The sequence below is a fragment of the Rhizobium sp. P40RR-XXII genome (assembly GCF_012641405.1).
GTDB lineage: Bacteria > Pseudomonadota > Alphaproteobacteria > Rhizobiales > Rhizobiaceae > Rhizobium.
In genome coordinates, this window is record NZ_JABAII010000002.1 from 163614 (window position 1) to 178719 (window position 15106).

The 15106-nt window shown below is 60.4% G+C and carries 11 protein-coding genes; 7 read left to right on the forward strand and 4 right to left on the reverse strand.

Features of this window, described 5'->3' with window-relative positions; genetic code table 11:
• The first annotated feature begins 12 nt into the window (after positions 1 to 12).
• The 3 genes from gor (at position 13) to HGP16_RS04125 (ending at position 3508) form a co-directional block, all read left to right on the forward strand.
• Entirely contained in the window at positions 13 to 1398 is a 1386-nt protein-coding gene (gene gor, locus HGP16_RS04115; RefSeq protein WP_168838754.1) for a glutathione-disulfide reductase, read from the forward strand.
• A 154-nt stretch (positions 1399 to 1552) separates the two neighbouring features.
• The gene (locus tag HGP16_RS04120; protein WP_168838755.1) at positions 1553 to 2926 is read left to right on the forward strand and encodes a class II 3-deoxy-7-phosphoheptulonate synthase; all 1374 of its coding nucleotides are present in this window, start codon (positions 1553 to 1555) and stop codon (positions 2924 to 2926) included.
• Positions 2927 to 3082: 156 nt separating this feature from the next.
• On the forward strand, positions 3083 to 3508 hold the full coding sequence (locus HGP16_RS04125) for a GFA family protein (protein ID WP_168838756.1): 426 nt from the start codon (positions 3083 to 3085) through the stop codon (positions 3506 to 3508).
• Between the two features lie 3 nt (positions 3509 to 3511).
• Here HGP16_RS04125 and HGP16_RS04130 read toward each other — a convergent pair whose 3' ends face one another.
• Positions 3512 to 4048, reverse strand: coding sequence for a DUF1003 domain-containing protein (locus tag HGP16_RS04130; protein ID WP_168838757.1), 537 nt, complete (start codon positions 4046 to 4048; stop codon positions 3512 to 3514).
• Positions 4049 to 4274: 226 nt separating this feature from the next.
• A complete protein-coding gene (locus tag HGP16_RS04135; RefSeq protein WP_168838758.1) occupies positions 4275 to 6206 on the reverse strand; it encodes an LTA synthase family protein in 1932 nt (643 codons plus the stop codon).
• Between the two features lie 189 nt (positions 6207 to 6395).
• Here HGP16_RS04135 and HGP16_RS04140 point away from each other — a divergent pair, with 189 nt between their 5' ends.
• The 3 genes from HGP16_RS04140 to HGP16_RS04150 all read left to right on the forward strand — a co-directional run bounded on the left by HGP16_RS04140 (position 6396) and on the right by HGP16_RS04150 (position 10851).
• Positions 6396 to 8075: an NAD+ synthase gene (locus HGP16_RS04140; RefSeq protein WP_168838759.1), complete on the forward strand. Its 1680-nt coding sequence runs from the start codon at positions 6396 to 6398 to the stop codon at positions 8073 to 8075.
• A gap of 27 nt (positions 8076 to 8102) precedes the next feature.
• Complete coding sequence (locus HGP16_RS04145; protein ID WP_168838760.1) at positions 8103 to 8930, forward strand: TolB family protein; 828 nt, start codon at positions 8103 to 8105, stop codon at positions 8928 to 8930.
• Between the two features lie 166 nt (positions 8931 to 9096).
• Positions 9097 to 10851, forward strand: coding sequence for an ankyrin repeat domain-containing protein (locus HGP16_RS04150; RefSeq protein ID WP_168838761.1), 1755 nt, complete (start codon positions 9097 to 9099; stop codon positions 10849 to 10851).
• Positions 10852 to 10893: 42 nt separating this feature from the next.
• On the opposite strand, the gene HGP16_RS04155 is transcribed toward HGP16_RS04150, so the two are convergent.
• Positions 10894 to 11646 (reverse strand): hypothetical protein, encoded by a 753-nt coding sequence (locus HGP16_RS04155; RefSeq protein ID WP_168838762.1) that lies wholly within the window; start codon positions 11644 to 11646, stop codon positions 10894 to 10896.
• 159 nt (positions 11647 to 11805) lie between these two features.
• Entirely contained in the window at positions 11806 to 14082 is a 2277-nt protein-coding gene (locus HGP16_RS04160; protein ID WP_409526814.1) for an NADP-dependent malic enzyme, read from the reverse strand.
• A gap of 240 nt (positions 14083 to 14322) precedes the next feature.
• Here HGP16_RS04160 and HGP16_RS04165 point away from each other — a divergent pair, with 240 nt between their 5' ends.
• A complete protein-coding gene (locus HGP16_RS04165; protein WP_168838764.1) occupies positions 14323 to 15078 on the forward strand; it encodes a glycerophosphodiester phosphodiesterase in 756 nt (251 codons plus the stop codon).
• Positions 15079 to 15106 lie beyond the last annotated feature (28 nt).

Below are 15106 nucleotides of genomic sequence, written 5' to 3' on the forward strand. Positions count from 1 at the left end.
CAGGAGCCACCGATGCCTTCGTTTGATTTCGACCTTTTCGTGATTGGCGGCGGCTCCGGCGGCGTGCGCGGCGCGCGCGTCGCGGCTTCGCTGGGTAAGAAGGTCGGTATCGCCGAGGAATACCGCTACGGCGGCACCTGCGTCATTCGTGGCTGTGTGCCGAAGAAGCTGTTCGTCTATGCCTCCCAATATAGCGAGCATTTCGAGGATGCAGCCGGTTTCGGCTGGACGGTCGGCGAAAGCAGTTTTGATTGGAAGAAGCTGATCGAAGCGAAGGACAAGGAGATCGCCCGGCTGGAAGGCCTTTATCGCAAGGGGCTCGACAATGCCAAGGCCGAGATCTTCGATACCCGCGCCGAGCTGGTGGATGCCCACACGGTCAAGCTTTTGAAGACCGGCCAGACTGTCACGGCGAAAACCATCGTCATCGCAACCGGCGGCCGGCCGAACCTGCATACGGCGCTGCCGGGGTACGAGCTTTGCATATCTTCCAACGAAGCCTTCCATTTGAAGGAACTGCCGAAGTCAATCCTGATCGCCGGCGGTGGTTATATTGCCGTCGAGTTCGCCAATATCTTTCACGGCCTAGGCGTCGAGACGACATTGATTTATCGCGGCGCCGAGATCCTGTCGCGCTTCGACCACGACCTGCGCAAGGGCCTGCATGAGGCAATGGAGGAAAAGGGCATCCGCATTCTCTGCCACGACATCATTACGGGCGTGGAGAAGGTGGAGAATGGGCTCAAGGTCCGGACCAAGAACGACAAGCCGCTGACGGTCGATACCGTCATGCTGGCGCTCGGCCGTACGCCGAATACCGAAAACCTCGGGCTTGAGGCAGCCGGCGTCGCAACCAACGAGCAGGGCGCGGTCATCGTCGACGAATATTCGCGCACCTCGGTGTCGAATATCTATGCGCTGGGTGATGTCACTGACCGGGTACAGTTGACGCCCGTCGCGATCCACGAGGCCATGTGCTTCATCGAGACCGTCTACAAGAACAATCCGACGCGGCCGGATCACGAGCTCATTGCGACGGCGGTCTTCTCGCAGCCGGAGATCGGTACGGTCGGATTGACCGAGGAAGATGCGGCCAAGCGCTATCCGGAACTGGAAGTCTATCGAGCGCAGTTCCGGCCGATGAAGGCGACGCTTTCTGGCCGCAGCGAGAAGATGATCATGAAGCTGATCGTCAATGCCGCCGACCGCAAGGTGATAGGCGCACATATTCTCGGCCACGATGCCGGCGAGATGGCGCAGCTTCTCGGCGTTCCCGTGAAGGCCGGCTGCACCAAGGACGATTTCGATCGCACCATGGCGGTGCATCCGACTGCCTCGGAAGAATTGGTGACGATGTATTCGCCGAGCTATCGCATTCGCAACGGCGAGCGCGTGTAACGCGCCCGGCTGGCCACATATATTGCCCGCGTCACAAAAGATCAGCACAGTAGTTCGCGCGCCTTTGCAAGCGGGTGGCAAAGGTTTATAAGCGCGCGTTATTTACGACGACGGGACTCCCGGCCGAGACCGGGCGCACAAGCAGGTGAGTGAGATGGCACAGAATTGGACACCGAACAGTTGGCGGCAGAAACCGATCCAGCAGGTGCCGGATTTTCCGGACAAGGCAGCGCTTGCAGACACAGAAGCACAGCTCGCAAGCTATCCGCCGCTGGTTTTTGCCGGTGAAGCCCGCCGTCTGAAAGCCCATCTTGCCAATGTGGCCGAAGGCAACGGTTTCCTGCTGCAGGGCGGTGATTGCGCCGAGAGCTTCGCGGAACACGGCGCGGACAATATCCGGGACTTCTTCCGCGCCTTCCTGCAGATGGCCGTCGTGCTGACCTTTGGTGCGCAGCTGCCGGTCGTGAAGGTCGGACGCATTGCCGGTCAGTTCGCCAAGCCGCGGTCCTCGAACATCGAAACGCAGAATGGTGTGTCGCTGCCGAGCTATCGCGGCGACATCATCAACGGCATCGACTTCACCGAAGATGCGCGCATCCCCAATCCGGAGCGTCAGCTGATGGCTTACCGCCAGTCCGCCGCGACGCTGAACCTGTTGCGCGCTTTCGCCATGGGTGGCTATGCCAACCTGGAAAACGTGCAGAAGTGGATGCTCGGCTTCGTCAAGGACAGCCCGCAGGGCGAGCGCTACCGCAAGCTTGCCGATCGCATCGGCGAGACCATGGATTTCATGAAAGCGATCGGCATCACCGCCGAGAGCAATGCGAGCCTGCGCGAGACCGATTTCTTCACCAGCCACGAGGCGCTGCTGCTTGGCTATGAAGAAGCCTTCACCCGCGTCGATTCCACGACCGGAGACTGGTACGCGACCTCGGGCCACATGCTCTGGATCGGCGACCGCACGCGTCAGGCCGACCATGCGCATGTCGAATATTTCCGCGGCATCAAGAACCCGATCGGCCTGAAGTGCGGTCCTTCGCTGCAGGCGGACGATCTCATTAACCTGATCGATATTCTGAACCCCGAGAACGAAGCCGGCCGCCTGACGCTGATCTGCCGTTTCGGCCACGACAAGGTTGCCGACAACCTGCCGCGCCTGATCCGCGCTGTCGAGAAGGAGGGCCGCAAGGTCGTCTGGTCCTGCGATCCGATGCACGGCAACACGATCACGCTCAACAACTACAAGACCCGTCCGTTCGAGCGCATCCTGTCGGAAGTGGAAAGCTTCTTCCAGATCCATCGCGCCGAAGGCACGCATCCGGGCGGCATCCACATCGAGATGACCGGCAAGGATGTGACCGAATGCACGGGTGGTGCCCGCGCCGTCGGTGCCGAGGATCTGCAGGATCGCTACCACACCCATTGCGACCCGCGTCTCAACGCCGACCAGGCGCTCGAGCTTGCCTTCCTGCTCGCTGAGCGGATGAAGGGCGGCCGCGACGAAAAGCGCATGCGCGCTCACGGCTGATTGAAACCAGATTTGCGAATTATCAGGCGGGCCGGCGAAAAGCCGGCCCGTTTGCTTTGGTGCTTGAGTGGATCAATCCGGCTGAAAGGCGCTTCGTTTCTTTGAATTTGACCTTGATGTCATTCTCGGAAAAGCTCCCACAAAAAGGGAGAGATCATGAGCGACGAACATTCTGGAGCTTGCCTTTGTGGCAGCGTACGTTTCAAGACACATGGCAAGCTGCGGGAGGTCGTCGCCTGCCATTGTTCGCAGTGCCGCAAGCAGACAGGGCTTTATTACGCAGCGACCAACGTGGCGATCGCCAACCTCACGATCGAAGGGGAAGACGCGATCACCTGGTATCGCGCCAGCACATTCGCCCGACGGGGCTTCTGCAGGACCTGCGGCTCGGCCCTCTTTTGGGCAGCAGATGGCGTGGACGAAATATCGATCATGGCGGGGCTGTTCGATCAGCCCAGCGACCTGAAACTCGCCTATCACATCTATTGCGCCGACAAGGGCGATTATTACGAGATCACCGATGGGCTGCCGCAATACAGGCACGACCATGCGGGGCTGCTGACGGCCGGCCCTTCCGATTGACCCTCAGATACCGCTTTTCTCGGCAACCAGCTTGCTCAGCTTGGCGATTTCTTCGCGCACCACCGAAAGTTCCGTCAGCACTTGCATGTCGATTTTCTGGTGCAACGACAAAACCTCGAGCTCGGCCTTGAGATTGACTTCGTAGTCCTTCGCCGCCTCGAAGCGGTCGCGTTCGGTCTGGCGGTTCTGCGACATCATGATGATCGGCGCCTGGATGGCGGCGAGCATCGAGAGGACAAGGTTCAGGAAGATGAAGGGGTAGGGGTCGAAGGCGCGCGTGGTGAGAAGAATGGTGTTGACGACGCACCAGAACACCAGGAACACCAGAAAGGTGATGATAAAAGACCAGGAGCCGCCGACACGGGCGATACCGTCCGCCAGACGTTGCCCCGTGGAGGCTTTCGCCGAGAGGGCCGCGTTGATATCGGTGGATATGATTTTTCGTTCATGCGCCTTCTTGAGAACGCGCTTTTCTATATCGCCGAGCTCGTCGGCGGTCTTGTCGAAATGCAGATGAACGAAATTGGGCAGATTATACATGGGAAGGCTCCGGCATCCTGGGTGGCGTTGAACGCAACTATTCGATCAACGGGCAAAAATGCAACGTTGAAAGAGCTTCAATCTCGATCACGCGTGGAACTGTTGCGTGTGCCGTCTGATGACGGACGTCGAAACACCGTCGCCCAAGGTTGGGCAATGACAGCGTGTCGCGGTTTCGGCGGCCCATGACAATGAAAATTAATTCTCTGATGCGGCAGGATAGGCCTTAACTGCTCTCCTGGCTGACCAGTTGCGCATGCGATGGGAAGAAGCGTTCCAACCCCTGCTGCCGGCCAAACATCATATCGAACTGCAGATAGCGATAATCGCGGACGATCGGATCGATTTCCTGCTCCTTGCGCGCCCAATCCGGGAAAGCCTGATTGTCGCGTGTTGCCAGCTGGTAGCGGTCAACAATGCTGTATTTCTTCTGCACGCGGCCGAGAAAGCCGGTGTAGAAGGGATGCTCGTAACCTGCTGTTTTCAAAACCTGATACGGGAGCTGCGACGGGCTGATGGTGCCGATGTCCTTGCGGACGCCCTTCTTGCTCGACCAGACGATCAGCGGCGTCTGGTGTTCCTTCTTCATGACATCGAGCGGGGCTTTCCGGGACGCCACCTGCTGCGACATGTAGCCGGTGTTCAGATAAACATTGCCGAGAGGCGGCAAATGATCGCCCCAGAGTACGATGATGGTTTCGCGGTCGCGTCTTTCGGCCCAGTCCATCAGCATCTTCAGGCTGCCATCGGCTTCGCGCACGCCCTGCGCATAGGTGGCGAGCGTTTCGCGGTCGTCTTCGCTCAGATTGCCGCCGATATGGACGGTGTTCTCAGCGTAGCGGTTGGCCTCGTAGGGGCCATGTCCCTGCAGGGTGACGGCGAAAAAGAAGAATGGGCGTTCGGCCGCGTCCCCCTCGCGCATGATCTCCTTCATGAGGGAATCGTCGGCCGCGAACATGCCGCGCTTGTCCATGGTCGGCAGGGTTTCCTCGGTATGGAACTCCTCGAAGCCGAAGGCGCGGTAGACCTCGCTGCGGTTCCAGAACCAGCCGCTGAAGGGGTGAAGCGCGCGAGCCGTATAGCCTTCGCCGCGAAAGAAGGTAGCAAGCGACGGCAGCGGGCGACGCACATATTGCTGATAGGGAATGCTGCCATAGGGAAGGAAGGCGTTGGAAAAGCCGGTCAACGCTTCGAATTCAACATTGGCGGTCATGCCGCCAAATTCAGGGGAGAAGACATTTCCCGATTGTCTGGCGCGGATCGTCGGCATCGGATCGGGCGTGAAGGCGACGTTGGAAAGCCGGGTCGGATCCCAGAGGGATTCGCTCATCAGCATGATGACGTCGGGCTTTTCGCGCGGGCCGGAGAGATAGCCGTAGTTCCGCGCCGGTATGGCATCGATAGCGTTGGGTCCGTAACCGGCCGGTGACTTGACGTCGGCCATCGGCAGGTTGAGCGCGAAAGCGATGACGAAGCCATTATAATTGTAGTTTTCGTTCTGATCCCAGACGATCGGAATGATGCCCAGTTTTTCCCGGATGAAGGAATATTGCGTCGGGTCCATTTGCGAGACAAAAAGCGTCGTGAGCGGCAAGCAGACCGAAAGCCGGCCCAGGCGCTCCCGCCGCGAAAGTGCGGCGGCGTGTTTCCAGACATAGCGCCCAAGCAAAGCGGTGGCAGCCAGGCCGGTGACGATACCGATGGCGAGTCCGACAGCAGTCCAGGGACGATCGCGCACCATGACCGGCATCAGCTCGATGATTTGCCTGGCAAACAGAAAATCGGAGGGATAGAGCGGATCGGACAGATAGTTCTGTTTCTGGCTGGAGATGAAGGCGGGAACGAGCAGCAGCGGCGCGACGACCAAAACCGACGAATGTGCACGCCCGACAAGAGCATCGATGATCAGCATCGCCAGCATGACGACGCCGATCGTGGCGAGGCCAGGGCGGGACGGCGACATGAGATAGGGCCAGACCGGAGCAAGCTCGCCGCGTGCGATCCATTCGACCGTCACGACGATGGACAAGGAGAAAAGTGAGGTCAGCAGGAGGCTCAGAAGCAGGCGAAGAGCAGCCGACTTCTGTCTCGCTGCGCCGATCTTCTGGAAAAGGGCAAGCCTGCCCGCGAGCGCGGACTCGATGACCAGTGCGACCAATGCCGTCTCCAAATGCTACAAAGTATTCGTATAATTGTCATGTTTCTGTCATGAACGACGGATGAACCGCAAGGCAGGCTTAGTATTTTTCCGTGTAGAAACACTGCCTATGCGCGTCGTGCGATCTTTGATGCGTGCGGGTGGCGGAAGTCGGTTGCGGAAGGAAGATGCCATCGCTAAATGTATGGCATGACAGAGCAAAGCCCGATCACCCACACCATCCGCATCGCCGTCGCGCAGCTCAATCCGACGGTCGGTGACGTCTCAGGCAATCTCGCCAAGGCGCGTGAAGCGCGCGCCGAGGCGGCGCGTGAAGGCGCGCAGATCGTCCTACTGACGGAACTGTTCATTTCCGGCTATCCGCCGGAAGATCTCGTGCTGAAGCCGGCCTTCATTCGCGCCTGCTGGAAAGCGGTGGAGAGCCTGGCAGCCGATACCGCCGATGGCGGCCCCGGCGTGATCATCGGTTTTCCCCGGCAGAACGAGACCGGCCGCTATAATTCGATTGCCGTGCTTGATGGCGGCAAGGTGATTGCGGTCCGTGACAAGGTGGACCTGCCGAACTATGGCGAGTTCGATGAAAAGCGCGTCTTTGACCAGGGCGCGATGCCCGGCCCGGTCAATTTCCGCGGCGTGCGGCTGGGCATCCCGATTTGCGAGGATATCTGGGGCGAGCTCGGCGTCTGCGAGACGCTGGCCGAAAGCGGTGCGGAAATCCTCCTGTCGCCGAACGGTTCGCCCTATTATCGCGGCAAAGTCGATGTTCGCCATCAGGTAGTGCTGAAGCAGGTCATCGAGACCGGCCTGCCGATGATCTATGCAGCCCAGCTTGGCGGTCAGGACGAGCTGGTTTTCGATGGCGCCAGCTTCGGCTTCAATGCCGACAGGACGCTGGCCTTCCAGATGAGCCAGTTCGAAACCGCGCTGGCGGTGACGACCTGGAAGAAGAATGGCGACGGCTGGCATTGCGCCGAAGGTCCGAAGGCGCATATTCCGGAAGGCGAGGAGGCCGATTACCGCGCCTGCCTGCTGGGCTTCCGCGACTATGTCAACAAGAACGGCTTCAAGTCGGTCGTGCTCGGCCTCTCCGGCGGCATCGACTCGGCGATCTGTGCCGCGATTGCCGTCGATGCCCTGGGCGAAGAGCGTGTGCGCACGGTCATGCTGCCCTATCGCTATACGTCGCAGGATTCGTTGAAGGACGCGGCCGATTGCGCCAAGGCGCTCGGATGCCGCTACGATATCGTGCCGATCGAAGATCCGGTGACGGGCTTCACCTCTGCCTTGTCCGATCTCTTCGAAGGCACCGAAAGCGGCATCACCGAGGAAAACCTGCAGAGCCGCGCCCGCGGCACCATTCTGATGGCGATCTCCAACAAGTTCGGCTCGATGGTGGTGACGACGGGCAACAAGTCGGAGATGTCGGTTGGTTACGCCACGCTCTATGGCGACATGAACGGTGGCTTCAACCCGATCAAGGATCTCTACAAGATGCAGGTCTATGCGCTGTCGCGCTGGCGCAATCTGCATGTGCCGCCGGGCGCGCTCGGTCCCTCGGGCGAGGTGATCCCTTACAATATCATCGACAAGGCGCCTTCCGCCGAGCTGAGGCCAAACCAGACGGACCAGGATTCGCTTCCGCCCTATCCGGCGCTTGACGATATCCTCGAATGCCTGGTGGAAAAGGAAATGTCGGTCGAAGAGATCGTGGCGCGCGGCCATGATGTCGCGACCGTGCATCGGGTCGAACACCTGCTCTATCTCGCGGAGTACAAGCGCCGGCAGTCGGCGCCGGGCGTGAAGATCACCAAGAAGAATTTCGGTCGCGACCGCCGCTATCCGATTACCAACCGGTTCCGCGATCGCTGATCGCACCCCGGCACAGGAAGAGGACGAATGCGCAGCTCGGTCGAGATCTACAACATCCGCACCGGCGACAACCGGGTGGTCTGGCAAACAGATGAGCTCGTCGAGGCGCCGAACTATTCGCCTGACGGACGCTATCTGCTGCTGAATGGCGACGGCCTGCTCTATCGGCTGCCTCTGGACGGCAGCGGTGGCGTTGCGCGCGTCGACACCGGCTTTGCGACGCGATGCAACAACGACCACGGGATTTCGCCTGACGGTTCGCTGATTGCCATTTCCGACAAGACCGAGCATGGCAAGGCCTGCATCTATGTTCTGCCTGCAGAGGGCGGCACGCCGAGGCAGGTTACGACCAATCTGCCGTCCTATTGGCACGGTTGGTCGCCCGACGGGCGGCGCTTCTCCTATTGCGGCATCCGCGACAATGTATTCGATATCTATACGATCTCGATCGATGGCGGCGAGGAGACGCGGCTGACGCATGGCGAGGGCCGCAATGATGGGCCGGATTTCTCGGCCGACGGGCAATGGATCTATTTCAATTCGAGCCGCACCGGCCTGATGCAGATCTGGCGCATCCATCCCGATGGCACCGGCCTTCAGCAGGTGACCCACGACAATTACGGCAACTGGTTCGCCCATCCATCGCCAAAGAACGATAAGGTCGTCCTGATCTCCTACGATCCCGATGTCTTCGATCACCCGCGCGATCTCAATGTGCGGATGCGGCTGATGGATATGGATGGTGGCAATATCACGGCGCTGTTCGAGCTTTTCGGCGGGCAGGGAAGCATCAATGTGCCGAACTGGTCACCGGATGGTGATGCGTTCGCCTATGTGCGGTACGAGCCCGTTTGACCACTCTGGACAGATTGCAACCGGCGCTATAGATCTGGACGCGTTCGCAGGGCGCATCCGATCCGCGGGAAGGGCAAGGCCCACCTGATGCATGTAGAATGAGACTGCCACACCTCTTTTCAGTCTGTGGGCGCGGATACCGGACGTAAATGGAAGGAGGTCTATCGTGACCACGCGCTCTTTGGCGAGCAACGCCACCCTCGATTCCCTGAAAAAACAGGCCAAGTCTTTCCTCAAGGCGGTCCAAGCCGGCGATGCCTTGGCGTGCAGCCGCGTTACGCCCTATTTTGCCGACATTGCCGGTGTGGGATTGCAGGACATTCAGCTTGTTCTTGCCCGTGAATTTGGTTTCTCCAGCTGGACGAAGCTCAAGGCGCATCTGGACGGCGATCGCAGGCGCGTTCCGCCTGACCAGCTCGCCAACCGTTTCCTGTCGCTCGCGACGGTTTCCTACTTTGCCAATATTCCCGCCGATCCCGCGCGGTTCGATGAGGCGCTGCGGTTGCTTGAAGACAATCCGGAGATTGCCGGAGAAAGCATCCATGTCGCTGCCGCGCTCGGTGATGCTGACGGCGTAGGTCGCTGGCTCGATCGTCAGCCACAGCTTCTTGATCGCAAGGGCGGGCCGCATGATCTAACGCCGCTGATGTATGCTGCCTATGCTCGCGTGCCCGGCCGCTCCAGCCTGCCGGCCGCCCGCGAACTCGTCAGGCGCGGCGCTGATGTCAACGCGTTTTTCCTCGATGCCGGCCAATATCGCTTCACCGTCCTGACCGGCGTCTTTGGCGAGGGCGAGGCGGGAAAGGATCGTCAGCCACCGCATTCGAAATGCGAGGCATTCGCGCGGCTGCTGCTGGAAGCAGGTGCCGAGGCCAATGATAGCCAGGCGCTCTATAACCGCATGTTCGAGCCGGACAATACCTGCCTGAAACTGCTGCTGGAATATGGTTTGTCTGCCACGGATATCAACAATTGGCTGGTGCGCGAGGACGGTAAATTCGTTGCGAACTCGCAGACCGTTTTCGATTATCAGCTCGCATGGGCGCTGGAGCATCGCATGGGCGAGCGGGTGCGCCTGCTGGTGGAGCACGGGGCGGATGTCGTTAAGCCGGTCAATGGGCGAACGCCTTACGAATGGGCACGGCTAGGTAATGACAAGGATCTCACATTGTATCTCGTTCAGCAGGGAGCTGTGGCGGTTCGTCTGAAACGCGAGGATTGGGTGTATATCCAGATTCAGCAGGGAGCCCGGAATGAGGCAGTCGATCCGGCGATAGTCGTCGAGCATATAAAGAGAATTGCGAGCGAGCTCGATATTCCTGAAGCGATGCGCCTGGCTCATCCTGCCATGCTGCACGAGGCTGCTGGCGAAAATGATCTGCGGGCCGTTCGTCTCATGTTGGCGCTAGATTTCGACGTCAACGCCATGACCAGCCGCACGCCGCTGCATGAGGCAGCCCTTCACGGTCATATCGACATGGCGAAGCTGCTGATCGAGCATGGGGCCGATACCGCCATTCGCGATCCCCATTTTTACGCGCCGCCGATCGGCTGGGCGGAATATAATGACATGACCGACATGGTCGAATTTCTGAAGACCTATCCCTCGGATATCTTTGCTGCGGCAACTTTCGGGCTTACCGATCAATTGGCCGATCTTCTTGACGGCCATCCCGAGCAGCTAAACCTCCGCTTCGGCGCTTTTCGCCCGCGCGGACAGCCTTCCGACCGTGATTGGATGACGCCCCTCGGCTTTGCCATCTTCAACGGGCGTGCCGACGCGGTGCGTCTGCTGCTGGAGCGGGGCGCGGATCGAGCGGTAAAGGATGCTTCCGGGCAATCCTATCGCGATCTTGCGGCGGAAACGGGCGATGACGCCATCATATCGCTTCTGCGTCAGCGTGAAATCAGCTTGCGATAAAAGGCTGGAGCGGTCGGGGGGCCACGCAAGACACCCGGCTGCTTATTGGGCCGGCTGGGGGCCGGCTGCCTTCGGATGCTTGAGGTCTATGCTGCCCTGGTCGGTCGCAAGGAATTGCGGCCCGACCTGACGGACCTTTTTTGCGGACGGATCGTAGGGACGGTCGGGCGGGAATTGCTGCGGCGCGGCTTGTGTCACCACCGGCGCTTTCGCTGCCGGCGCCTGCTTCTGCTCCAGGCTGGAGTTCTTCTGGAGCCTCGGCGTTTCGATGACGGTGACAGAGCTTTCCGGCTTGGCCAGGGACTGCTCCTGCGGCGCATAGGCATCCAGCTTCGTATGGGTGTCGATGACGATATCCGGCGTTGCCGAAGCCGGCAGGCTGCAGCCGTTCCGCTGCATCGCATCCAGCAATTGCCGCCGCTGCATGGTGACGGCATCGACGCGGCCGACGCTTTCCTCGCGCTGATCCATCAGCGTGGCGAGATCATCCCGCATCTGATCCAAAGACATTCGCTTGTCGTCGCAGGTGCCTTGATTGTCCTCCCCGCCGAACGGCATGTTCTCATCCTCCACGCAGCCCTGTCTGCGCAGATCGCTCATCGTCCGGCGGATCAGCAGGTTCTGCTGCACGATGGCGCGCGAGAGCTGGCGTGTTTCCTGGCTCGCGCCAATCACTTCGTCGATGTCTACATAGCGGCCGCGCAATTCGTCGCAGAAATTCACCTGAGCGACGCTCGGCGTGGCCGTCAGCAGGGACAGCAGGGCGATGGAAAAAAGGTTTGTGCCGCGGTTCACGGTTCTGCTCTCGAAAGCGGTTGGAAGTCGCTCCAGATTACACGTTGTAGCTTAACAACGTATCCATGAAAACGCATGGATTTCGAGAGTATTTTTACGAAATTGAAGCTCGCAGCCGTCTGATGACGGCTGCGAGAATTTTGCCTGGGGCATCTGGTGTTAGACGAGCTGCGATGCCTCGACCACAGCCAGAGCCGCCATATTGACCACGCCGCGGGAAGTGACCGACGGCGAGAGAATGTGAGCCGGCAGCGCCGTGCCGAGCAGGATCGGGCCGACATGCAGGCCGTCGGTCATGGTCTTGACCACGCCGAGCGTGATGTTGGCGGCATCGAGGTTCGGGAAGACGAGCAGGTTGGCCTCGCCGGAAAGTGCGCTGTCCGGCATGACGTGGCGGCGCAGGCTTTCGGAGATGGCGCTGTCGCCATGCATTTCGCCATCGACTTCCAGTTCCGGTGCGGCGGCACGAACGAGCGCCAGCGCGTCGCGCATCTTGGTGGCGCTTTCCGATTCCCGCGAGCCGAAGTTGGAATGCGAAACCAGAGCGGCACGCGGCTCGATGCCGAAGCGCTTGATTTCTTCCGCCGCCAGAACGGCCGATTCAGCAATTTCCTCGGCGGTCGGATTAAACGTCACATAGGTATCGGTGTAGAAGGTGGCGCCGCGCTGCGAGATGAGCAGGCTCAGTGCCGAAAAATCCCGAACATCCGGCCGCTTGCCGATGATCTGCCGGACGATGCGCAGATGGCGCTCATAACGGCCTTCCAGGCCGCAGATCAGCGCATCGGCTTCGCCGCGCTTCAGCGCAAGCGCTCCGATCACGGTCGCGTTGGTGCGGACGATCGTGCGCGCAGCCTCGGGGATGACGCCGGCGCGGCCGACAAGCGAGAAATAGAGGTCGACATATTCGCGGAAGCGCGGATCGTCTTCCGGATTGATGACGGCGAAATCGGTATGCGGGCGGATCTTCAGACCGTAGCGCTTCAGGCGGGTTTCGATGACCGACGGACGGCCGATGAGGATCGGGACGGCGGTGCCTTCCTCGAGCAGGACCTGGGCGGCGCGCAGCACGCGCTCGTCTTCGCCTTCGGAGAAGACGACGCGCTTGCGTTCCGCGATCTTCGCGGCCGCGAAGATCGGCTTCATGATGAAGCCTGAGCGGAAGACGAAACGGTTGAGTTGGTCCATATAGGCGTCGAAATCGGTGATCGGACGCAGTGCCACGCCACTGTCGGCGGCGGCTTTTGCGACGGCCGGCGCAATGCGCAGGATAAGGCGAGGATCGAAGGGCGAGGGGATCAGGTAGTTCGGCCCGAAGACCAGCGTTTCTCCGGTATAGGCGCGGGCGGCGACATCGGAAGGCTCTTCGCGGGCGAGTGCGGCGATGGCGCGCACGGCGGCCATCTTCATCTCTTCGTTGATCGTCTTGGCGCCGCAATCGAGTGCGCCGCGGAAGATATAGGGGAAGCAGAGGACGTTATTGACCTGGTTCGGGAAATCCGAACGGCCGGTGCAGATCATGGCGTCCGGGCGGGCGGCGCGGGCGAGATCAGGCATGATTTCCGGCGTCGGGTTGGCGAGCGCCATGATCAGCGGCTTTTCCGCCATCTGTTCGAGAAGTTCAGGCTTCAGCACGCCGGCGGCGGACAGGCCGAGGAAGACATCGGCGCCGGGAATGGATTCGGCAAGCACGCGCTTGTCGCTGTCCTGCGCATAGACCGATTTCCACTCATCCATCAGAACGTTGCGGTCCTTATAGACCAGGCCTTCGATATCGTGGACCCAGATGTTCTCGCGCCTGGCGCCGAGTATCACCAGCAGGTTGAGGCATGCGAGGGCCGCGGCACCGGCGCCGGAGGCGACGATCTTGACGTCCTCTATCTTCTTGCCGGCCAGCTCCAGCCCGTTGAGGATAGCGGCGGCAACGATGATGGCTGTGCCGTGCTGATCGTCGTGGAAGACCGGGATTTCCATCTTCTCGCGCAAGCGGCGCTCGACATCGAAGCATTCCGGCGCCTTGATGTCCTCAAGATTGATGCCGCCGAAGGTCGGCTCGAGCGCCGAAATCGTGTTGACCATCTCATCGACGGTCGGGGCTGCGATTTCGATATCGAAGACATCGATGCCGGCAAACTTCTTGAAGAGAACGGCCTTGCCTTCCATGACCGGCTTGGAGGCGAGCGGACCGATATTGCCGAGGCCCAGCACGGCGGAGCCGTTCGAAATCACGGCAACGAGATTGGCGCGGGACGTATAGTCGGCGGCCGTCTCGGGATTGTCGCGGATGGCAATGCAGGGGGCGGCGACGCCAGGGGAATAGGCAAGTGCCAGATCGCGCTGATTGCCCAGCGGCTTTGTGGCTTGAATTTCCAGCTTGCCGGGGCGGGGATAGCGATGGAAATAAAGAGCCTGATCGTCGAAATTGCCGCTCGCCATGTTCTTGGCTGCTTTCGAAGTGTCATTCGTATCCAACTCGCGTCTCCATTCCTGCCTGCGCTAGAGACCCCTCCATACATCAATCGCTTCGCCTTCACAGTATGCAATTGATGCCGCCGCGCGTTTTTGTCGTGGCAAAGTGCTCGTTCCCGGTTGCATTGCCGCAGGTCGCCCCGCCGCAGCCGCGTCATCAGGAGTTCATTGCGACGACCTATGACGGTCGCAAGCGGAGATTTCCTCATGACTTTGATTGCTTGCCATCGCGGTGGTGCCCATCTGTGGCCCGAGAACACCAGGCTTGCCTTTTCGGAGACGGCCAAGCTCGACGTCGACCTCGTCGAATTCGACGGCCACCAGACCCGGGACGGCAAGCTCGTCGTTCACCACGACGCGCTGATCGACCGCATGACGGACGGCAGCGGTGCGATCGCCGATTTCAGCCATGACGAGTTGATGCGCCATATCGTGATCGGCAGCGGCGGTGAAACCATTCCGACATTGATGGAAACCATCGATATCTTTGGACCGTCCGCCGTCGATCTCCGCCTGGAGATCAAGACCAAGGCGGATGGCTCGCCATATGAGGGCATGGAGGGCCGCATTGCCGATGAGCTGCTGGCGACGGGCATGCTGACGCGCACGATGGTGACGAGCTTCGCTTTGCCGCGCCTGGAGGCCTTCGGCGCCGCGCTCGACGAACGTGGCCTGAATGTCGGCGAACTGCTCGGCTTCATCTTCCTCTGTTCGCCCCAGGCTGCCGCGCAATTCGGCTGGAATGGGATTATGGCGGCTCTGCGCAGCTCGGGGCTGCGGGAGATCGCAATTCGCGCCAATGCGCTGGACGCGGAGATCATGGAGTTCTTCCGCAGGGGCGGCGTGAAGGTGCATGGATGGGCCGCACACACGGACGAGGCGGCGCGAGCCATGTTTCGCCTCGATGTCGCCAGTTTCACAAGCGACCGTCCGGACCTCGCAATCGCGGCCAGACGCGGTTGAACCTGGCCGAAAAGCCGGCAGACACAGG

Coding starts and splice junctions, on each gene's coding strand:
- gor (WP_168838754.1), top strand. CDS start 13: ATGCCTTCGTTTGATTTCGACCTTTTCGTGATTGGCGGCGGCTCCGGC.
- HGP16_RS04120 (WP_168838755.1), top strand. CDS start 1,553: ATGGCACAGAATTGGACACCGAACAGTTGGCGGCAGAAACCGATCCAG.
- HGP16_RS04125 (WP_168838756.1), top strand. CDS start 3,083: ATGAGCGACGAACATTCTGGAGCTTGCCTTTGTGGCAGCGTACGTTTC.
- HGP16_RS04130 (WP_168838757.1), bottom strand. CDS start 4,048: ATGTATAATCTGCCCAATTTCGTTCATCTGCATTTCGACAAGACCGCC.
- HGP16_RS04140 (WP_168838759.1), top strand. CDS start 6,396: ATGACAGAGCAAAGCCCGATCACCCACACCATCCGCATCGCCGTCGCG.
- HGP16_RS04145 (WP_168838760.1), top strand. CDS start 8,103: ATGCGCAGCTCGGTCGAGATCTACAACATCCGCACCGGCGACAACCGG.
- HGP16_RS04160 (WP_409526814.1), bottom strand. CDS start 14,082: ATGGCGAGCGGCAATTTCGACGATCAGGCTCTTTATTTCCATCGCTAT.
- HGP16_RS04165 (WP_168838764.1), top strand. CDS start 14,323: ATGACTTTGATTGCTTGCCATCGCGGTGGTGCCCATCTGTGGCCCGAG.